Genomic DNA, 20676 nt, shown 5'->3' with positions numbered 1-20676 from the left:
TGCGCAACCGCTTGCGCACCAAGGGTATTCATTCACTTTCCAACGATTGCGGTCAATACGTCATCGAGGGTCACCACACCGAGGGGCCGACGACCGTCGCTCACCAGCACCATGTGCCGTCGCTCGCGCCGCATGGAGAGCAACAGGTCGGCTAGCGTACGGTCGGGTGGCACCACCGCCAGCGGCCGGTAGACCTCGACCGGCACCGGGGCCCGCCGGCTCGCGCCCGCGTACCCGAGCACGTCCTTCACGTGCACGAAGCCGAGCACCCGGCGGGTGGACCGCTGCACCACCGGGAAGCGGGACCGGCCGGTCCGGGTCGCCAGCACCTCCAGCGAGGCCGGTGAGACGTCCTCGGCCACCGTGGTGACCGTCGACCAGGGTTGCAGGGCGTCCGCTGCGGTACGGCTGTGCAGGGCCAGCGCGCCGGTGATCCGCGCGTGCTCCTCCGCGTCCAGCAGCCCCTCGGTACGCGCCTGCGAGACCAGCCCGGCCAACTCCTCCGCGGTGAACACGGTCTTCACGGCGTCGGTCGCCTCCACCCGCCACAGCCGCAGCACCTGCCGGGCCGACCACTTCATGGCCAGCAGCAGCGGCTTGGTGGCGACGCAGAAGGCCAGCATCACCGGGCCGAGCCAGAGCGCCGACGGCTCCGGACCGGCCAGGGTGATGTTCTTCGGCACCATCTCGCCGACCACGGTGTGCAGGAAGACCACCACGCCGAGGGCGATCACGAACGCCACCGGGTGCACGCCGGAGGCCGGTAGGCCGAGCGCCTCGAACGGCGCCTCCAGCAGGTGGGCCAGCGCCGGCTCGGCGATCGCGCCGAGGCCGAGCGAGCAGACCGTGATGCCGAGCTGCGCCCCGGCGATCATCAACGGGATCTGGTTCATCGCCGACAGCGCCCAGCGGGCCCGCTTGGATCCGGCCGCGAGCGGTTCGATCACCGTACGCCGGGAGGCGATCAGGGCGAACTCGCTGCCCACGAAGAAGGCGTTGCCGAGCAGCAGCAGGACGGCGACCAGGAGCTCACTCATCGCCGTCGGGCTCCTCGGGGCGGACCACCCGGACCTGCTCCACGCGGTGCCGCTCGACCTCGATGACGGTGAACTCGTAGCCGGCCTCCTCGACGGTCTCGCCGGGGACCGGGATGTGCCCCAGCCGGGCCATCAGGAAGCCCGCCAGGGTCTCGTACGGCCCCTCGGGCAGCCGGAAGCCGGTTTGCTCGGCCAGCTCGTCCTCGCGCAGCACGCCGTCCACCAGGACGGTCCGCTCGCCGCCGGGCACGGTCAGCTCGACCGGCCCGAGATCGTCCACCGCGTCCGGGTCGAACTCGTCGGCGATCTCGCCGACCAGCTCCTCGACCAGGTCCTCCACGGTCACCACGCCGTCCGTGCCGCCGTACTCGTCGACCACGATGGCCAGGTCGGCGCCGGCGTCCTTGAGCGCGGCCAGCACGCCGTCGAGGTCGAGGCTCTCCGGGACGTACACCGGCTCGCGGGCGACCGCCGCGACGGTGGTCGACCCCCGGCTGGCCAGCGGTACGCCGAGCGCGTCCGGCACCCCGGCCACGCCGGTGACCAGGTCCAGCGTCTCCTCGTAGACCGGGAACCGGGTCCGGCCGGTCTGCCGGGACAGGTCCAGCAGCTCGGCGACGGTGGCGGTGGCGCGCAGCGCGACCACGTCCACCCGGGGGGTCATCGCCTCGGCGGCCCGCTTGTCGCCGAAGCGGATGGTCCGGCGCAGCAGCATCGCGGTGTCGGGCGGTAGCGCGCCGGCCCGGGCCGAGATCGCGGCGAGCAGCCCCAACTCCTCCGGGGACCGGGCGCTGGCCAGCTCCTCCTGCGGCTCCACGCCGAGCCGGCGGACCAGCCGGTTCGCCGAGTCGTTGAGCAGCCGGATCAGCCAACCGAAGGTGCGGGAGAAGGTCCGCATCGGCCCGGCGGTGGCGAGCGCGGCCGGCATCGGCCGGGCCAGCGCCAGGTTCTTGGGGACCAGCTCGCCGAAGAGCATGGAGATCAGCGTGGCCAGGGCCAGGGCGAGCAGCCCGCTGAACCGTTCCGCCCCGCCGACCGGGCGCAGCAGCGGGGCGAAGAGCCGGGCCAGGGCGGGCTCGGCCAGGTAGCCGGTGAGCAGTGCGGTGATGGTGATGCCGAGCTGTGCGCCGGAGAGCTGGAAGGACAGCTCGCGCAGCGCCCGGCGTACGGTGGCGGCCCGGCCGTCACCCTCGCCGGCCCGCCGGTCGATCTCCGCGCGGTCCACGGTGACCAGGGCGAACTCGGCCGCGACGAAGAACGCGTTGCCGACGGTCAGCAGGGCGAAGCCGACCAGGGGCAACAGCGCGGTGACCAGAAGGGCGTCGATGTTCGCCTCACCTCGGACGGGATTCTTACACGGCCCCGCCAGCCCGCACGAGCGCGCAGGTCCGGGCCGCGTGGAGACGGAAGCGGCGCCACCGGGTGGGTGGCGCCGCGTCCGTCGTCGTACGGGCCCGCTCAGCCGGCGGCGCCGGCGGTCTCCTTCTCGCCCGCGGTGTCCTCGGGCTTGACCGAGCGGAGCAGCACGCTGGCCACGTCCACGACCTCGACCTGCTCGCCGGCGCCCTTGCCGTTGACCCCGTCGTTGAGCATCGTCGAGCAGAACGGGCAGCCGACCGCGATGGTCTTCGCGCCGGTGGACATGGCCTCCTCGACCCGGTCCACGTTGATCCGCTTGCCGATCTTCTCCTCCATCCACATCCGGGCGCCGCCGGCGCCGCAGCAGAAGGAGCGCTCGCTGTTGCGCGGCATCTCGGTGATCTCGGCGGAGCCGAGGGCGGCCCCCAGCACCTCGCGCGGCGGGGTGAAGACCCGGTTGTGCCGGCCCAGGTAGCAGGGGTCGTGGTAGGTGAGGCCGCCGTCCAACGGCTGCACCGGGGTGAGCTTGCCGGTGGCCACCAGGTGCGCCAGGAGCTGGGTGTGGTGGACCACCTCGAACTCGCCGCCGAGCTGGCCGTACTCGTTGCCCAGGGTGTTGAAGCAGTGCGGGCAGGTGGCCACGATCTTGCGCTTGCTCTTCTCCCGGCCCTCGAACGCCTCGTTCAACGTCTCGACGTTCTGCTGGGCGAGCATCTGGAAGACGAACTCGTTGCCGATCCGGCGGGCCGGGTCACCGGAACACGTCTCGCCCTCGCCGAGGATGGCGAAGGAGACGCCGGCCTCGTGCAGCAGCGTGGCGACCGCGCGGGTGGTCTTCTTGGCCCGGTCCTCGAACGCGCCGGCGCAGCCGACCCAGAACAGGTACTCGAAGTCCTCGACCTCGCCCACCCGCGGCACCTCGAAGCCCAGGCCCTTGGTCCAGTCCTCGCGGGTGTTCTGCGGGGCGCCCCACGGGTTGCCCTTGTTCTCCAGGTTGCGGAGCATGACGCCGGCCTCGGACGGGAAGCTCGACTCGATCAGCACCTGGTAGCGACGCATGTCGACGATGTGGTCGACGTGCTCGATGTCCACCGGGCACTGCTCGACGCAGGCGCCGCAGGTGGTGCAGGACCAGAGCACGTCCGGGTCGATGACGCCGCCCTCCTCGGCGGTGCCGATCAGCGGCCGGTCGGCCTCGGCCAGGGCCAGCACGTCGACGTGCGCGAGCTGCTCCTGGGTCGCCTTCTCCTCGCCGGTCAGGTCCTTGCCGCCGCCGGCCAGCAGGTACGGCGCCTTGGCGTACGCGTGGTCACGCAGGCTGAGCACCAGCAGCTTCGGCGAGAGCGGCTTGCCGGTGTTCCAGGCCGGGCACTGCGACTGGCAACGACCGCACTCGGTGCAGGTGCTGAAGTCCAGCAGGCCCTTCCAGGTGAACTGCTCGACCTGGGCGACGCCGAACTGGTCCTTCTCCGGGTCGGCCTCCTCGAAGTCGAGCGGCTTGCCGTCGCTCATCATCGGGCGCAGCGGGCCGAGGCCCGAGCCGGCCGGCTTCTCCGGCTCCCGCTTGAAGAAGATGTTGGGGAACGCCAGGAAGCGGTGCCAGGCGACACCCATCGTGACGTTCAGCGAGATCACGATGAGCCAGGTCATCGAGATCGCGATCTTGATGAGCGCGGCGACGCTCACGCCGGCCGTCCAGGCCGGGAGCGCGGCGCCGACCGCGTGGCTGAGCGGGGTGGCCCAGACCGGGTACTCGAAGTGGTCGGTGGCGACCTTGAAGCCGCGGATCAGGAAGCCGAAGATCAGGACCAGCAGCACGACCCACTCGACGAAGTAGCCCTGCCACATGGTGGAGCCGGTGAACCGGGAGCGGTTGCCGGGCCGGTTGGGCCGGTTGGTCAGGCGGATCGCCATCAGCACCAGGATGCCGGCCAGGCCCAGGATCCCGATCCACTCGGTGGCCAGGCCGAAGACCGTCCAGTGCCCGATGATCGGCAGCCCGCCGCCCGGGGTCACCACCTCGAAGTACGCCTCGAGCACCAGCAGCGACAGCACGATGAACCCGACCATCACGAACCAGTGCGCCGCGCCCACCACGCTCCACTTGAGCATGCGGGTGTGACCGGCGGTCTCCACCAGCATCTTCTTCGTGCGGGCGCCCTTGTCGGCGAACCGCTCCGGCGCGGGTTGCCCGAGCCGGATGACGGCCGTCATCTTCATGACCGCGCGTACCGCAAGCCACACCGCCACCGCGGTGATGGCGGCCGCGAGGATCGTGGTGACGATCTGGACGCTGCCCATCGAGTTGGCCTCCCGGTCTGCTGCCTGTCGAGCGGCTCGGCGACCGGGAACGGCTCAGGAGGCGACCGGCTTTCCGCCGCTACCGCCACCCCGACCGGACCGGCCGATGACCTCGCTCCGCTCGGTCATGCAGTGCAGCCTACGCGCAAGGTTACCCAGCAGTAACGTGAGTCATCTCGCATCCGGCCACGCCGCCCTGCGCACACCTTAGGGGGACATGGCCCCGCACGCCGAGCAGGGGCCACGGCGGCGTGACGTACGTCCATCGCATGGACGGCGGTGAACCGGTCAGCGGGGCCGACCGGGGCGAGACAGGGCGACGGCCCGGCCCCGGAAGCAGTCGGAGGAGCCGGGCCGGAGTCGACCGCTTCAGGTCGCTGCGCGGCGTCAGACGCGCCGAGCTGAAGCAGTCGCAGACCGGGTCAACGCCAGCGGGAGAGCAGGATGAGCGAGGCGACCATCGCGCCGAAGCCCACCGCGAGGTTCCAGTAGCCCCACGTGGCGACCGGGTAAGCCTGCTCGGAGAGGTAGTACACGACCAGCCAGCCGATGCCGACGACGATCAGCGTGACCGCGGTGATCGGCAGCCACATCGGGCTAGGCTTGCGCGTCGCCGCGGTCGCCGTCGGACGCACGTCCGTCGGCGGGGTGTACACCTTCTTCTTGCGGACCTGAGACTTGGGCACGACGCTCTCCAGAGGGGGGTACGACCTCGTCCGGCCTGACAACCGGGCGCGGGGGCGACGGTCCATGGCCAATAATGTTCGACAGCTAGCGTAGTCCCGACGGACCGTCCAGGCCACGAATGGGGTCAGGCCGGTGCGCGGAGTGACCGAAAAGGGGGGGACTTTTCGGGTCGAGCATCCCGGTACGCGCCCTCGCGGACCGGAACGAGACGACGGGAAAGGGAACGCCCGGTGGAGTACACGTCCGGCGCCGCGTCCTGGCAGAAGGTCCTCCGGCGGGCGGTCGCCGGCCTGCTGCCCCGGCGGCCACGGCAACGCCGCCCCGGATGGTCGATCGGCGTACCCCTGATCGCCGCCGCAGCGGGCCTGCTCTTCACCACGACCGCGACCACCGCCGGCGGCACCGCGCTGCGGGAGGACCGCCGTCCCCAGCTCACCCAGCTGATCGAGGACCGGCGCGAGCAGGTCGCGGCGAGCGAGGCGAAGGCCGCCCGGCTGCGTGCCGAGGTCGAGGAGCAGACCGCCGCCCTGGCCGACACCGACGGTCCGATCAAGGAGCAGCGCGACCGGGCCGCCGCCAGCCGGCAGGCCGCCGGGTTCACCGCGCTCACCGGCACCGGGGTCACCATCGAACTCAACGACGCGCCCCGCCGCGCCGACCAGACCCTGCCCAAAGGTGCCAGCAACGATGATCTGGTCGTCCACCAGGGCGACGTCCAGGCGGTCGTGAACGCCCTCTGGGCGGGCGGAGCCGAGGCCATGTCAATCATGAACGTCCGCGTCCTCAGCACCAGCGCGGTACGCTGCGTCGGTAACACCCTGCTGCTGCACGGCCGGGTGTACTCCCCTCCTTTCAAGATCGTGGCAATCGGCGACCCCGCCTCGCTCCAGCGGGCCCTCGCCGCATCCGAGGGAGTCCGGTTGTTCAAGGAAGCGGTGGACCACTACCAGCTCGGCTACTCCGAAACCGTCTCCACGGTCACCGTGCCGGCGTTCGAGGACTCCACCTCCCTCCGGTCCGCGAAGGTGCCGCGGTGACCTCCGGGGACCCCCGGGAGCGGGACGGGCGCCACCGCGACCACAGCGACGACCCCACCGCGTTCATCCCCCGGGTCGAGCGTCCGGCCCCGCCGGCCCCGCCGGCCCCGCCGGCCCGGCCCGCGCTCGACCTCCCCTGGCCGGAGCCGGCCGGGCAGCAGCCCGCCGCGCCCCGCACGCCGGCCGACGACCGGCGTGCCGCCTTCTTCGGCGGCAGTACCGAGGCCGTCCCCACCGGGCCGGCCTCCGCCGACCCCCGCCCGATCAGCCCGGCCCCCGCCGACCGCGACCGGACCACCCCGGCCGCCCCCGACCACGGCTTGATCCCGCCGGCCCCCGCCGGCCGCGACCGGACCACCCCGGCCTCCGCCGACCGGGCGTGGATCCCCCCGGCCGCCCACGACCCGCGCGCCGCAGCGGCCGCCGGCCCGGAACGCCCCGGCCACCGCCCGCCCGCCGACCCCCCGCGCCGCCTCCCCGTCGAGCCGCCGCCACGCTGGGGCGAGGAGGCCGCGCGCCCGGCCGCCCCGGCCACCCCGCCCGGCCCGGACCCGACCGCCGCCGACGGCCGCACCGACCGTCGGGCGGGTGCCACGAACGCCGCCGACCGGCCGGCCGCCACCGCGCGTCCTTCCGACCCGTTCGGTACCGGCGGATCGACCGCGACCCGGCCCGACACCGCCCCGCCGCAACCGCAGCCGCCGGCGTCGGCGTCGGCGGCGGCGGCCGATCAGTCCGGCGCCCGGCCGTCCACCCCCTCGGCCGCCCCTGGCGTACGGCCGGCCGCCCCCGGCGACATGCCGACCGCGATCATCCCCCGGCTGACCGACCGACCGGAGAGCCGTTCCGCGGCGGCGGAGGGCACGCAGAGCGCCGCCCGCGAGGCGGGACCGGCCGCCGCCGGCACGCCCCGGTCGGCGGTGCCGGCCGGTGGCGCACCCCGATCGACGACGCCCGGTGGCGTCCCGCAGGCGGACGGGCCCGGACGGGCGGACGCCGGCGCTGTCTCGGCGGATCCGTCGGCGACCGCCGTGCTCCCGGCCGTCACCGCCCGACGGCCGAACACTCCCGGCCTCGACTCCACCGCGCTGATGGGTGCCGTGCCCCCGCTGCCCGAGACCCGTGGCGACGAGCCCGACACCCCGGCCGAGCCGCCCCGCCCCCGCCGGGGCGAGCGCGTGGTGCAGCTCCGACCCGAGCAGACCGGCGAGGGGTACAAGAGCGTCTACTCCGAGCTGACCCGTCCCACCGTCGCCTCCCGGCTGCGTACCGGTATCCGGGCCACCGGCGAGGTGCTGATCACCTTCGGCCTGGTCGTGCTGCTCTTCGCCGGGTACGAGATCTGGGGCAAGACGGTGATCGTCGACGCCCACCAGAGCGACCTGAACAACCAGCTCGCCCAGGAGTGGGGGGCGGACCCGACGGTCGGCCCGACCGCACCCGCCGGCCCCAGCGCGAAGCCGAAGCCGCCGGCGGAGGGCAAGCCGGTCGCCGGGCTCTACATCCCCAAGTTCGACAAGCACTGGGTCGTGGTCGAGGGGGTGAGCCCCGACGACATCCGTTACGCCCCCGGTCACTACCCGAAGAGCGCCATGCCGGGCGAGGTCGGCAACTTCTCCGTCGCCGGGCACCGCATCCGGTCCACCTTCTGGCGGCTGGACGAGCTCGACGACGGCGATCCCATCGTGGTCGAGACCAAGGACCACTGGTACGTCTACCGCGTCGTCAAGACCCGGATCGTCCGGCCGAGCCAGGTGGAGGTCGTCGCGCCCAACCCGTTCGAACCGGGCCAGCCGGCGGCGCAGAAGCTGCTCACCCTCACCACCTGCAACCCCAAGTTCAACAACTACCAACGCCTGATCATCCACGCGGAGCTGGACGAGACCGCCAGTCACTCGAAGTCCGAGGGCCGGCCGCCGGAGCTGGAAGGCTGACGATGTACGCGTGGATCTGGCGCAAGCTGCCGTTCGGACTGGCCGGGAAGCTGATCGGCTCGCTGCTGCTCGCCGCTGCCACGGTCGCCCTGCTCTGGTTCGTGGTCTTCCCGTGGGCCGAGCCGCTGCTCCCCTTCGACGACGTCCAGGTCACCCAGGACTCGGGCGTGCCGGGCGACGACGGCGGCGGGCTCACCGTGCCGAGCGTGGGCCCGACCGAGGAGGACATCCCGTACAGCACGGAGACCAACAACGCCCCGCCCACCCCGAACAGGTGACCCGATGCGCGTCCTGGTGATCGACAACTACGACTCGTTCGTCTTCAACCTCGTGCAGTACCTCGGCCAGCTCGGCGTGGACTGCGAGGTGCGACGCAACGACGAGATCGACGTCGCCGAGGTCGGCCGGGTGGGGGCCGCGGGCGTCCTGCTGTCGCCCGGGCCGGGCAGCCCGGACCGCGCCGGCATCTGCCTCGACGTCATCCGGGAGTACGCCGGCAAGCTCCCGCTCTTCGGCGTCTGCCTCGGTCACCAGGCGATCGGCGAGGCGTTCGGCGCGACCGTCACCCGGGCGCCGGAGCTGCTGCACGGCAAGACCTCCGAGGTGAGCCACCACGGGGTCGGCGTACTCGCCGGCCTGCCCGACCCGTTCACCGCCACCCGCTACCACTCGCTCGCCGTGCTGCCCGAGACGCTGCCGGACGAGCTGGAGGTGACCGGCTGGACGGGCTCCGGCGTGGTCATGGCGATGCGGCACCGGACCCTGCCGATCGAGGGTGTCCAGTTCCACCCGGAGTCGGTGCTGACCGAGGGCGGGCACCTCATGCTGGCGAACTGGCTGGCGGTCTGCGGGCACCCGGAGGCGCTGGAGCGGGCCCCGGAGCTGGCCGCCGAGGTGGACGCCCGCCGCCGGGCCGCCTTCGCCACCGCCTGACCGGCTTCACCCGCACCGACCCGGGTACGCGGCGCCGTCCCGGCCGCCGACACACCGCCGGATCGCTGAACCCCCGTCGGTGAGAACGTCAAGGCCCCGACCGGAGTCGGGGCCTTGAACGTCACTGGCCGGAAAGCCCCTCCGGCGGGCTGGTCGGGAAGGGGAACCCGCCACCGGTGCCCGGCGTCGTCGGCGAACCGCTCGGGCTGGGCGACGTCGGCGATTCGGTCGGCTCCGGCGGCGCGATGTCGACGTAGATGGTGACCTGCCGCCCCTTCGCGTAGTCCTTGTTGGCGTCGGGGCTCTGCTTGCTGACCTTGCCGACCTGGTCCGGGTTGGTGGTCTCGTCGCCGTCGAGGGTCCGCACCTTGTATCCGGCGTTCTTCAGGATTCGCTCCGCCTGGTCCTTGGGGAGGCCGACCACGTCCGGGACCTTGGCGACGTTGCCCTTGGACACCTGCACCTTGACGGTGGAACCGACCGCTACGGTCGCGCCCTCCTTCGGGTTGACGCTGACCACGAGGCCCTCTGGCAGGCTGCTGTCGACGTCCTCGGATTCGACGTTGAGCTCCAACCCTTCGAGCTGCTGCCGAACGTTCGTGAACTGCGAACCCTTCAGCCCGCTCGGGATGGTGACCTGCTGCCGGCCGCCGCAGATCTGGATCGTGACGTTCTGGCCCTTCTTCACCGTGGTGCTGGCCGGCGGGCTCTGGCCGGCCACGGTGCCCTTCTCGCAGGTGTCGTTCTTCACCTGGTCACCGAGCACCGGAACGAGACCGGCGTTCTGGATCTCCTGGAACGCGACGGCCTGGGCCTTGCCCTCCAGGGACGGCACCCGGACCTCGTTCGCCGCCTTCTGGTTCAGGTACAGGGCGGCGGCCAGGGCGATCACCGCGAGCACGCCGAGCGCGGCGAAGGTGGCGATGACCCACGACGAGCTCTTCCGCTTGCGCGGGTCGCCGACCCGGGCCGGCATCTGCTGGCGGGTCTGCGGACCCATCACCTGGGTCTGGTACCCGCCGGCAGCGGCGGCCGGGGCCATCGCCGCGGTCTCGTCCGCCGGCATGACCGGGGTGGCCAGCACCGGACGTCCGGCGGCGGCGCGGAGCAGGTCCGCCCGCATCTCGCCGGCGCTCTGGTAGCGGTTCAGCGGGTTCTTGGACAGCGCCTTGAGGACGATGGCGTCCACCGCCGGGTTGACGTCCGGGTTGATGGTGCTCGGCGTCGGCGGTTGCTCCCGCACGTGCTGGTACGCGACGCTGACCGGGCTGTCCCCGACGAACGGCGGGTGCCCGCAGAGCAGCTCGAACAGGACGCAGCCGGCCGCGTAGACGTCGGAGCGGGCGTCGACCGACTCACCGCGCGCCTGCTCCGGGGAGAGGTATTGTGCGGTGCCGATGACGGCGCTGGTCTGGGTCATCGTGGTGGCCCCGCTGGCCAGCGCCCGGGCGATGCCGAAGTCCATCACCTTGACCTGGCCGGTCTGGGTGAGCATCACGTTGCCCGGCTTGATGTCCCGGTGGATGATGCCGTGCCGGTGGCTGAACTCCAGCGCGGCGCACATGTCGGCGCAGATCTCCAGCGCCCGGCGCGGCTGGAGCCGGCCCTCGGCGCCCAGCACCTCCTTGAGGGTCCGTCCGTTGACGAACTCCATCACGATGAACGGCAGCGTCTCGCCGGTCGGTGCGGTCTCCTCGCCGGTGTCGTACACCGCGACGATCGCCGGGTGGTTCAGCGAGGCGGCGTTCTGGGCCTCGCGGCGGAACCGCATCTGGAACGTCGCATCCCGGGCGAGATCCGCCCGAAGCATCTTGATCGCGACGTCCCGCCCGAGCCGGAGATCGCGACCGCGGTGCACCTCCGCCATGCCGCCGTAGCCGAGCAGCTCGCCGACCTGGTACCTGCCACCGAGCAGGCGGGCCTGCGCTGTCATCGCGTCTCTCGTCCTTCGCTCGTCGTCGTCTCGCCGCCGGCCGGCTGGAGCCGTACCTCACGACGGTACGACGTTCCGACCAGATCGTCCGCACCGCGCGTCCGCACCGCGCCGGACGCCACGCTCACCGGAGCAAGCGCGCCGGGTTGGCCGGCCGCCGCGTGCTTCCGGTAGTAGTACGAAATCACGCCGGAGCAGAGCACGACCAGTACGGCCACCACCACGGCGGTGACCCACAGGCCGGATCGGGACCGGCGGGGCGCCGACGGCGGGGCGGCCGCCGGCCGCGCGTACCCCAGCGGGTGGTGCTGCCGGGGCGGCGGCACGGTCGCCGCGCCGCGCGGCGCCACCGCCGGGCGGGGCTGCGGGGCGGGCTGCGCCACCACGGCGGGCCGCGACGCCACCGGCGGGTGGGCGGCCACCGCCGGCGGGCGGGGCTGCGGGCGCGGCGCGGCGGGGACCGCCGCCCGGGCCGTCGGAGCGGCCGGCGAGGAGGGTACGCCGGAGATCGGCCCGGCGTGCCCCGCGCCGCCCCGGGCCTGCTGCGACAGGGCGAGCTTGGCCTGCCGGGCGACGCTGGCCAGGGCGGCGGCGCTCGGCCAGCGGGACGCCGGGTCCTTCGCCATGGCCCGCTCGACGATCGCCCGGACCTGAGGCGGGATGTCGGCGGGGAGCGGTCGGGGGGCCTCCCGGACGTGCTTCATGGCGATCTCGAGCGGGTTGTCCCCCTCGAACGGCCGCCGGCCGGCGAGGCACTGGTACGCGACCACGCCGAGCGCGTACACGTCGGAGGCGGGGGTGGCGACCGCGCCGGTGGCCTGCTCGGGCGAGATGTACGAGGCGGTGCCGAGCACCGAGCCGGCGGCGGTGAGCTGGCCCACCAGGTCGGAGCGGGCGATGCCGAAGTCGGTGAGCACCAGCGTGCCGTTCGGGCGGACCAGCAGGTTGCCCGGCTTCACGTCGCGGTGCACGATGCCCTTCTCGTGGGCGGCGTGCAGCGCGTCCGCGGCCTGGGCCAGCAGGGCCATCGTCCGGGCCGGGGTGAGCCGCCCCACCCGGCTGAGCGTCGAGGAGAGCGCGTCGCCCTCGACGTACTCCATGACCAGGAAGGCGATCTGCTGGTCGCTGCCGAAGTCGTAGACGTCCACCACCCCGGGGTGGTTGATGGTGGCCATCGTCCGCGCCTCGCCGCGGAACCGCTCGGCGAAGCCCGGCTCGTCGAGCAGGGCGGGGAGCAGGCTCTTCACGGCGACGGTCCGGCCCAGCACCTGATCGGTGCCGCGCCAGACGTCGCCCATGCCACCGCTGGCGATCCGCTCGTCGAGGCGGTAGCGGTTGCCGAGCTGCACTCCCGGGCTGAGCATGTCAGCGGCCCCCGGAGTCGGCGATCGCCGCCGCCATGATCTTGCCGGCGATCCGGGCCGCTTCGTGGCTGCCGCCGGAGCCGGCCTGCTCCAGCTCCACGCAGACGGCGGAGATCGGGGTGCCGTTCCGGTCCAGGGCGAAGCCGATGAACCAGCCGTGGTCGGGGGTGCCCGGGCCGGACTGGGCGGTGCCGGTCTTGCCACCGACCGTGTAGCCCTGGATACGGGCCGACTTGCCGGTGCCGTTCTCGACCACGCTGACCATCATGTCCCGCAGGTCGGCCGCGACCTGCCCGCTCACCGGCTGGCGCAGCTCGCGCGGCTTGGCGGTGTAGTAGCTGGTGGTGCGGTCCGGGGCCAGCAACTGCTTGACCAGGTACGGCCGCATCTGGCTGCCGCCGTTGGCCACCGAGGCGGCGATCAGCGCGCCCTGCAACGGGGTCATCCGGACGTCGCGCTGGCCGATCGAGGACTGGGCCAGCGCGGCCGGGTCGGTGGCCCCGTCCGGGGCGGTCATCTCGCCGGTCCGGCTGGCCGCCACCGGCAGGCCGCCCTCGCCCAGCTGCCCGACCGTGAGGTCGTCCTGCTCGAAGCCGAACGCGCGCGCCTTGTCCTTGACCTTGTCCGCGCCGAGCTTCACGCCGAGCTGCGCGAAGCCGGTGTTGCAGGACTCGGTGAGCGCCTGGATCAGGGTCACCTCGTCCTGCGGGCAGATCGAGTCGGCCGCGTTCTTGATCGGCGTGCCGGACGTCGGCGGGGTCCAGCTCTCCCCGGCGGGGATCCTGGTCTGCTTGGTGTAGCCGCTCTCCAGCGCCGCGGCGGACATGATGACCTTGAAGGTGGAGCCGGGCGGCAGCACCTCGGACAGCGCCCGGTTGGCCAGCGGCCGGTCCTTGTCCTGCTCGAGCTGGTTGAACGCCTTCGACGCCGCAGCGGTGTCGTGGCTGACCAGCGGGTTCGGGTCGAAGCTCGGCATGGAGACGAGCGCCTGCACCGCCCCGGTACGCGGGTCGATCGCGATCGCCGCGCCCCGGGTCGCCCCGACCTCGTTGTTCTGGAGCTGCTTGTACGCCATGTCCTGGGCCCGCTTCGAGAGGGTCAGCAGGACGTTGCCGCCGCCGGTCTTGTTCCCGGTGAACATGTCCTTCACCCGGTCACCGATGAGCTGATCGCTGGTGCCGGCGAGGAACTGGTTCTCGGTCCGCTCGATGCCGGTCGCGCTCCCGTTGACCGGCTGGTAGCCGAGCACGTGCGCGTACTCCTCGCCGGCGGGGTAGGTGCGCAGGTAGCGCAGCTTCCCGCCGGTGTCCTTGCTGATCGCGTACGCGGTGCCACCGACCTCGATGTTGCCGCGCTTGCGGTCGTACTCGGCGACCTGGACCCGGCCGTTGTAGTCGCTGTTGCGGTATTCGTCCGCCTTGTAGGCCTGGATCCAGTTCAGGTTCGCGAAGAGCAGTCCGAACAGGATCATCACGACCACTCCGACGCGGCGCAGCGGTGCGTTCACGGCCGGATCACCTCCGTGGGAGCACCGTGCAGCTGTTCCGGCGGGCCGCCCGACGGCCGGGCCACCGGTCCGCCCCCGGTCACCGGCCGACGGGCGCCGTCGGAGACCCGGAGCAGGACCCCGATGAGCAGCCAGTTCGCCATCAGCGACGAGCCACCGGCGGAGAGGAACGGGGTGGTCTGGCCGGTCAGCGGGATGAGCTTGCTGATCCCGCCGACGATCACGAAGACCTGGAGGCCCAGGGTGAAGGCCAGGCCGCCGGCGAGCAGCTTGCCGAACGAGTCGCGGACGGCCAGCGCGGCCCGCAGCCCGCGCTCGACGATCAGCAGGTAGACCACGAGCAGCGCGGAGAGGCCGAAGAGCCCGATCTCCTCGCCGATGCCGGCGAAGATGAAGTCCGTCTGCACCTCGGGCAGCAGGGTCGGCTGGCCACCGCCCGGACCGGCCCCGAAGAGGCCGCCGCTGCCGAGCGTGAGCAGGCCCTGGACGAGCTGGTAGCCCTTGTCGTACGGGTCACCGAACGGGTCCAGCCAGATCTCCGCGCGCAGGTAGAAGTTGGCGAACGGACCGCCGACCGTGCTGCCCAGGAGGTACGCCAGGTAGGCGCCGCCGAAGAAGAGGATCAGGCCGATCAGCAGCCAGCTCACCCGTTCGGTGGCGATGTAGAGCGTCACCACGAACATGCCGAAGTAGAGCAGCGAGGTGCCCAGGTCCTTCTCGAAGACCAGGACCAGGAGGCTGATCAGCCAGACCACGAGGACCGGGCCGAGGTCGCGTCCGCGCGGGAAGTCGATGCCGAGCAGCCGGCGGCTGGCCAGCGACAGCACCTCCCGCTTGCGGACCAGGTAGTACGCGAAGAAGGCGAGCAGGGCGAGCTTGGCGAACTCACCCGGCTGGATCGAGAAGCCGCCGATCCGGATCCACAGCTTGGCGTTGTTGATCTCGGAGAACCGGGCCGGCAGCACCGCCGGGATCATCACCAGCACGATGCCGGCCAGCCCCAGGGTGTACGCGTACCGGGAGAGCGACCGGTGGTCCCGCATGATCGCCAGCAGCCCGGCGGCGAGGATCACCGCCCCGAGCGTCCAGGCGAGCTGCCGGCCGCCGGTGCCGGCGAAGATGGCCAGGTGCTCCCGCTCCTCCGGAGCCGCCTGGGCCAGGTCGTAGCGGCGCAGGAAGCCCACGCCGATGCCGTTGAGCAGGGCGACCGCCGGCAGCAGCGCCGGGTCGGCGAAGGGCGCCAGCCAGCGGATCACCAGGTGCAGGCCGAGGAAGACCAGGCCCAGCGTGGCGGCCGGGACCCAGAAGTCCGAGGTGACCGTGTCCAGCACGTTCGCCTCGACGGTCGCCGAGTACGCCGCCACCAGCACCATGGCCAGCAGGAGCAGCGACAGCTCGGCGTTGCGCCGGGACCGGGCCAGGCGTACGCCAGGCTGCTCGCCCGTCGAGGCGGGCGAGGCTGCCGGTACGGCGGCTGCGGTCACGGATGCGTCCTCCGGGTCGAACCGACGCTCACTCCGGCGACCGGCAGCCGGCCGGGTCGACCGGCGGGACCGTGTCGGAGGGGATGGCGTCGGGCGTGGTGGTCGGCGCGCTCGGCGCGGGCGTGGGGGTGGCCGGCGCGGTGACGCTGGCGCTGCCGGACGGCGCCACCAGGCTGGCGGTGGCGCTGGCAGCCGCGGTCGGAGTCGAGGACGGCGTCGGGCTGAGCGCGGCGGCCGTCGGGCTCGGGCTCGACGGGCAGAGCGGCTTCAGGTTCGGGTTGGCCGGGTCGTCGCTGGTCAGCTCGGCCAGCCGCCGCTCGGCGTCCGGTTCGCTCTTGGCCTGGATGCCCTGCTTGACCTGCTCCTGCGCGGCCAGCGTGAGGTCGTCCAGCTTGGCCTCGCTGGTGGCGTGCACCCGAGACAGGTCGAGACCGGCGATCTGGCCCGGTACGCCCCGGAACACCGCGAGCTGCCCCTCCTCCGTGGCGCCGACGTAGTACTGGCGCTGGGTGTAGCTCCACCCGCCGAAGAGGCCGCCGCCGAGGATGACCAGCAGGGCCAGCAGCATGGCCGCGCTGCGCAGCGGGCGGTGCCGACGCGGCTCGGGATCGTCGTCGCGGGTGTCCGCCGGCTCCTCGGGTGCCGCCGGCCGGGGCGCGGAGAGCGCGGAGGCGCGGGCGGCCGGGGTGGAGACGTCGGCCGACGTGGCCATGCCCCGGTCCCGGGCGGCGGCGCCGCCCACGATCGGGGACGCCTCGACGATGTCCTGATCGGTGGCGTCGGCGATGATCACCGTGATGTTGTCCGGGCCGCCGCCGCGCAGCGCGAGTTGCACCAGGCGCTCGACGCACTGCTGCGGGTCGGCGTACTCGCGCATGGTGTCGGCGATGGTGTCCGCGCTGACCACGCCGGAGAGGCCGTCCGAGCAGATCAGGTAGCGGTCGCCGGGGAGCACCTGGCGGACGCTGTACTCCGGGTCGATGTCGCGGCCGTCGAGCGCCCGGGTGAGCAACGAGCGCTGGGGGTGGCTGCTCGCCTCCTCCGCGCTGATCCGGCCCTCGTCGACGAGCATCTGGACGTACGTGTCGTCCTTGGTGATCTGCGCGAACTCGCCGTTGCGCAGGAGGTAGGCCCGCGAGTCACCGATGTGGACCATGCCGAGCTTGCTGCCCGAGAAGAGGGTCGCGGTGAGCGTGGTGCCCATCCCCTCCAACTGGGGGTTGGCGTCCACCGTGTCGCGGAGTTGTTGGTTGGCGGTGCCCACGGCCGAACGGAGCGCGTCCACGAGGGCGTCCCCGGGGACGTCCTCGTCGAGGGGCGCCATGGCACCGATGACGATGTTGCTGGCGACGTCACCGGCGGCCATGCCGCCCATGCCGTCGGCGACGGCGAGCAGCCGCGGTCCGGCGTAGACGGAATCCTGGTTACCGTCTCGGATCAGACCGCGGTCGCTGTGGGCCGCATAGCGCAGGGTCAGAGTCATGGCCGTAATTCGAGGGAAGTGCGGCCGATGCGGATCGGCACGCCGAGGGGGACGGGGGTTGGTCCGGTGACCTTAGCGCGATCCAGGTAGGTGCCGTTAGTCGATCCGAGGTCCTCGACGAACCACTGCCCGTCACGCGGCACGAGTCGGGCGTGTCGCGCGGACGCGTAGTCGTCCGTGATCACCAGCGTCGAATCCTCGGCGCGACCGATGGTGATCTGGGCCTCACCCAGAGTGATCCGGGTGCCGGCCAACTGACCCGCCGTGACCACCAGCTGGTGCGCCGCCCGCCCCCGCTTCACCTTCGCCGGCTTGGCCGCCGGCCCGGCCGGGGCGCCGACCCCGCGCGGCGCGGCCACCAGCCGACCCGACCGGGCCCCCGCGAAGAGGTCCCGGCGGATCACACCGACCACCGTGAATACGAAGATCCACAGCAGGATGAGGAACCCGAACCGGGCGACGGTGATGACGAGTTCCGGCAACGCGGATCAGCCGTCCACGCGGAAGGTCAGGGTGGTCGTGCCGAGCTGGATCATGTCGCCCGGGTTGAGGGCGACGGCGGAGACGCGCTGGCCGTTGACCATCGTGCCGTTGGTGGAGCCGAGGTCGGTCAGCACCACCTGGCCGCCGTCGAAGTCCAGCCGGGCGTGCCGCCGGGAGATGCCGACGTCGGGCAGGCGCAAATTGGCCTGGTCACCGCGGCCGATCACGGTCGAGCCCATCTGGAGGGGGTAGGTACGGCCGTCGCCGGAGACCAGACGGACGTTGCGGCCACCGCCGTGCCCGGGCGGCGGGCCGTAGCCGCCACCCTGGTCGTACGCCGGGTAGGCCGGGCCGGCGTCGTAGCCGCCGGGCGCGGAGACCGGCGCCACGTCGCCACCGGTGTAGACCTCGGCGGTGACCCGGAACATGCCGGTGTCCAGCCCCTCGCCGCGCTCGATCTCGACGATCACGTCCCCGTAGACCGTCCAGGCCTGCTCGCCGATGAACTCCGCCTGCGACTGGGCCAACTCCTGGGCCAGCGCGGCGGCGTAGGGCGCCAGCCGACTGTGGTCGTACGGCGAGAGATCGATCACGTAGCGGTTGGGCACCAACGTGCGCCCGCCGGCCAGGATCGCCTTGTGCGCCTCGGCCTCCCGCTGCATGGCGTTGAGGATCTCCACGGGGTGCACCACCCCTTTGAAGACCTTGGCGAAGGCCCCCTCGACCAGGCCTTCCAGACGCTTTTCGAAGCGTTGCAGCACGCTCACCGGCTCCTCCTCGGGTCCCGAGGCCATGATGGTATCCGGACACCGCCCCCGCAGCTCACATGCCGCTCGGCCGGCTGCCGGCGGCCCGTTCGTGGACGACCCGAAGGCCGTGCTACAGTTTCGTCCGCCACGAACGGTGATCGCTCGTGGCGATGACCGGGGACAGCGTAATATGTTCCGGCACCCGCCGCAGGCGGCGGGAGCGGGATGAGCTACGGTGTTCCAGGTCAGGCCACGGGGAAGTGGCGGAATGGCAGACGCGCACGGTTCAGGTCCGTGTGCCCGAAAGGGCGTGGGGGTTCAACTCCCCCCTTCCCCACCATCACGAGGGCTCCGCAACCAAGCGGGGCCCTCGCGCCGTATCGGGGCGTGCTGGGCGTCACGCTATGCTCCGATTCGTCCCTGCCTCCTATGGATCAGGAGTGGCGTGTGAGTGTCGCGTTGGTGACCGGCTCGGGCGGTCTGATCGGTTCCGAGGCGGCCCGGCACTTCGCCGGCCTCGGTCTCCACGTGGTCGGCATCGACAACGACATGCGCCGGTACTTCTTCGGCGAGGACGGGTCGACCTCCTGGAGCCTGGACCGGCTCGCCGCCGACCTGGGCACCTCCTATACCCATTACCCGGTGGACATCCGGGACCGGGACGGCCTGGAGAAGGTCTTCAAGAGGTACGCCTCGGACATCGCCGTGGTGATCCACAGCGCGGCGCAGCCCAGCCACGACTGGGCGGCCAAGGAGCCGTACACGGATTTCGACGTGAACGCGGGCGGCACCCTCAACCTGCTGGAGAACACCCGCCGGCACGCGATCGAGGCGCCGTTCATCCACTGCTCCACCAACAAGGTGTACGGCGACCGCCCGAACAGCCTGCCGCTGGTCGAGCTGGAGACCCGGTACGAGCTGCCCGAGGACCACCCGTACTTCGCGGGCATCCCGGAGGACATGTCGATCGACGAGTCGCTGCACTCGATCTTCGGCGCCTCGAAGGTCGCCGCGGACGTGATGGTCCAGGAGTACGGCCGGTACTTCGACATGCGGACCGCCTGCTTCCGGGGCGGCACGCTGACCGGCCCGGCGCACTCCGCGGCCGAGCTGCACGGCTTCCTCGCGTACCTGATGCGCTGCGTCATGGAGGGCCGGACGTACAACCTCTTCGGCTACAAGGGCAAGATGGTCCGCGACGCGATCCACTCCCGCGACGTGCTCACCGCGTTCGAGGCGTTCTTCCGTGAGCCGCGCTCGGCGCAGGTCTACAACCTGGGCGGCGGCCGGCACTCCAACACCTCGCACATCGAGGCGTTCCGGATCGCCGAGCAGATCACCGGCCGCGAGGCGCAGATCAACTACGTCGAGCAGGCCCGCACCGGCGACCACCAGTGGTACGTCAGCAGCATGGCCCGCTTCGAGGAGCACTACCCGAGCTGGAAGATCACCTACGACGTGCCGATGATCCTGCGGGAGATCTACGAGGCCAACGTCGACAAGTGGGTGCCGAAGGCATGACCACCGGGACCAAGCGGAACGTGCTCGGCGTACTCGTCGACGCGACCGACTACGCCCGGGCGACCGAGGCGGTCGTCGCGGCGGCGCACGAGCGGCGCCCGCTGGCCCTGACCGCGCTGGCCGTGCACGGCGTGATGACCGGGGTGCTCGATCCGGCGCACAACGCCCGGCTCAACTCGTTCGACGTGGTCACCCCGGATGGCCAGCCGGTCCGCTGGGCGCTCAACCTGCTGCACGGCGCCGGCCTCACCGACCGGGTCTACGGCCCGGAGCTGACGCTGCGGGTGCTCGCCCGCTTCGCCGAGGAGGGGCTGCCGGTCTACCTGTACGGCTCCACCGAGGAGACGCTGTCCCGGCTGATCCCGGCCCTGGAGCGGAAGTTCCCGGCGCTGAAGATCGCCGGGGTCGAGGCGTCCAAGTTCCGCTCCCTGCAGCCGGGTGAGGACGTCGAGATCGCCGACCGAATCAAGGCCAGCGGGGCCCGGCTCGTCTTGGTCGGGCTGGGCTGCCCCCGCCAGGAGGTCTTCGCGTACGCCATGCGGCCGCTGCTCGACATGCCGCTGATGGCGGTGGGCGCGGCGTTCGACTACCACGCCGGGCTGCTGCGCAACCCCCCGCCGTGGATGCAGCGGGCCGGGCTGGAGTGGTTCTGGCGGCTCGGCCTGGAGCCGAAGCGGCTCTGGCGGCGCTACGTCATCCTCAACCCGGCGTATCTGGCCCGGCTGGCGGCGCAGCGGACCGGCCTGTGGAAGGCCACCCCGCCGCCGCCGGCCACCGACCGTCCCACCACTTTCGACGTCTGACAGACGACGTCCGGCGGCCACCTGTGGGGTGACCGCCGGACGCCGGTGGGAAGAGGTTGGC

Annotated in this window: 17 protein-coding genes and 1 tRNA gene; 7 read left to right on the top strand and 11 right to left on the bottom strand. The window is 72.2% G+C overall.

Annotation, left to right across the window (positions count from 1 at the left end; all coding sequences use genetic code 11):
• Positions 1-32 precede the first annotated feature (32 nt).
• From ACGFI9_RS20620 to ACGFI9_RS20605, 4 genes are all read right to left on the bottom strand, one after another.
• Positions 33-1037 (bottom strand): hemolysin family protein, encoded by a 1005-nt coding sequence (locus ACGFI9_RS20620; protein ID WP_393179908.1) that lies wholly within the window; start codon positions 1035-1037, stop codon positions 33-35.
• On the bottom strand, positions 1030-2337 hold the full coding sequence (locus ACGFI9_RS20615) for a hemolysin family protein (RefSeq protein WP_393179906.1): 1308 nt from the start codon (positions 2335-2337) through the stop codon (positions 1030-1032). The genes ACGFI9_RS20620 and ACGFI9_RS20615 overlap by 8 nt, the downstream gene beginning before the upstream one ends.
• 158 nt (positions 2338-2495) lie before the next feature.
• The gene (locus ACGFI9_RS20610) at positions 2496-4697 is read right to left on the bottom strand and encodes a (Fe-S)-binding protein (RefSeq protein ID WP_393179904.1); all 2202 of its coding nucleotides are present in this window, start codon (positions 4695-4697) and stop codon (positions 2496-2498) included.
• 422 nt (positions 4698-5119) lie between these two features.
• Complete coding sequence (locus tag ACGFI9_RS20605) at positions 5120-5383, bottom strand: cell division protein CrgA (protein WP_393179902.1); 264 nt, start codon at positions 5381-5383, stop codon at positions 5120-5122.
• Between the two features lie 231 nt (positions 5384-5614).
• Here ACGFI9_RS20605 and ACGFI9_RS20600 point away from each other — a divergent pair, with 231 nt between their 5' ends.
• The 4 genes from ACGFI9_RS20600 to ACGFI9_RS20585 are packed head-to-tail and all read left to right on the top strand — an operon-like array spanning position 5615 to position 9288.
• Positions 5615-6421, top strand: coding sequence for a DUF881 domain-containing protein (locus tag ACGFI9_RS20600; RefSeq protein WP_393179900.1), 807 nt, complete (start codon positions 5615-5617; stop codon positions 6419-6421).
• Complete coding sequence (locus ACGFI9_RS20595) at positions 6418-8355, top strand: class E sortase (protein WP_393179899.1); 1938 nt, start codon at positions 6418-6420, stop codon at positions 8353-8355. The genes ACGFI9_RS20600 and ACGFI9_RS20595 overlap by 4 nt, the downstream gene beginning before the upstream one ends.
• Before the next feature lie 2 nt (positions 8356-8357).
• Positions 8358-8633, top strand: coding sequence for a hypothetical protein (locus ACGFI9_RS20590; RefSeq protein WP_393179897.1), 276 nt, complete (start codon positions 8358-8360; stop codon positions 8631-8633).
• A 4-nt stretch (positions 8634-8637) separates the two neighbouring features.
• A complete protein-coding gene (locus tag ACGFI9_RS20585; RefSeq protein ID WP_393179895.1) occupies positions 8638-9288 on the top strand; it encodes an aminodeoxychorismate/anthranilate synthase component II in 651 nt (216 codons plus the stop codon).
• Between the two features lie 121 nt (positions 9289-9409).
• Here the strand turns inward: ACGFI9_RS20585 and pknB are convergent, their stop codons facing one another.
• Genes pknB through ACGFI9_RS20550 form a run of 7 tightly spaced genes read right to left on the bottom strand, consistent with a single transcriptional unit; the run spans position 9410 to position 18336 of the window.
• Positions 9410-11221: a Stk1 family PASTA domain-containing Ser/Thr kinase gene (pknB, locus tag ACGFI9_RS20580; protein ID WP_393179894.1), complete on the bottom strand. Its 1812-nt coding sequence runs from the start codon at positions 11219-11221 to the stop codon at positions 9410-9412.
• A complete protein-coding gene (locus ACGFI9_RS20575; protein ID WP_393179892.1) occupies positions 11218-12585 on the bottom strand; it encodes a protein kinase in 1368 nt (455 codons plus the stop codon). Before ACGFI9_RS20575 ends, pknB begins: the two co-directional genes overlap by 4 nt.
• A gap of 1 nt (position 12586) precedes the next feature.
• Positions 12587-14092, bottom strand: coding sequence for a peptidoglycan D,D-transpeptidase FtsI family protein (locus tag ACGFI9_RS20570; RefSeq protein ID WP_393179890.1), 1506 nt, complete (start codon positions 14090-14092; stop codon positions 12587-12589).
• Complete coding sequence (locus ACGFI9_RS20565) at positions 14089-15576, bottom strand: FtsW/RodA/SpoVE family cell cycle protein (protein ID WP_393179889.1); 1488 nt, start codon at positions 15574-15576, stop codon at positions 14089-14091. The genes ACGFI9_RS20570 and ACGFI9_RS20565 overlap by 4 nt, the downstream gene beginning before the upstream one ends.
• A 28-nt stretch (positions 15577-15604) precedes the next feature.
• The gene (locus tag ACGFI9_RS20560; protein WP_393179887.1) at positions 15605-17059 is read right to left on the bottom strand and encodes a PP2C family protein-serine/threonine phosphatase; all 1455 of its coding nucleotides are present in this window, start codon (positions 17057-17059) and stop codon (positions 15605-15607) included.
• Positions 17056-17541 (bottom strand): FHA domain-containing protein, encoded by a 486-nt coding sequence (locus ACGFI9_RS20555; RefSeq protein ID WP_393179885.1) that lies wholly within the window; start codon positions 17539-17541, stop codon positions 17056-17058. The genes ACGFI9_RS20560 and ACGFI9_RS20555 overlap by 4 nt, the downstream gene beginning before the upstream one ends.
• Before the next feature lie 6 nt (positions 17542-17547).
• Positions 17548-18336, bottom strand: coding sequence for a DUF3662 and FHA domain-containing protein (locus ACGFI9_RS20550; RefSeq protein WP_123242989.1), 789 nt, complete (start codon positions 18334-18336; stop codon positions 17548-17550).
• Between the two features lie 209 nt (positions 18337-18545).
• Here ACGFI9_RS20550 and ACGFI9_RS20545 point away from each other — a divergent pair.
• The 3 genes from ACGFI9_RS20545 to ACGFI9_RS20535 all read left to right on the top strand — a co-directional run bounded on the left by ACGFI9_RS20545 (position 18546) and on the right by ACGFI9_RS20535 (position 20615).
• A tRNA-Leu gene (locus ACGFI9_RS20545) sits at positions 18546-18631 on the top strand.
• 107 nt (positions 18632-18738) lie between these two features.
• A complete protein-coding gene (locus tag ACGFI9_RS20540; RefSeq protein ID WP_393179883.1) occupies positions 18739-19812 on the top strand; it encodes an NAD-dependent epimerase/dehydratase family protein in 1074 nt (357 codons plus the stop codon).
• A complete protein-coding gene (locus ACGFI9_RS20535; protein WP_393179881.1) occupies positions 19809-20615 on the top strand; it encodes a WecB/TagA/CpsF family glycosyltransferase in 807 nt (268 codons plus the stop codon). The genes ACGFI9_RS20540 and ACGFI9_RS20535 overlap by 4 nt, the downstream gene beginning before the upstream one ends.
• Positions 20616-20676: the final 61 nt, after the last annotated feature.

Origin of the sequence: Micromonospora sp. NPDC048930 (genome assembly GCF_043197935.1) — a bacterium.
Taxonomy (GTDB): Bacteria; Actinomycetota; Actinomycetes; order Mycobacteriales; family Micromonosporaceae; genus Micromonospora.
Note: the sequence above shows the minus strand (reverse complement) of the source record. Positions and strands in the feature narration are given on the sequence as shown.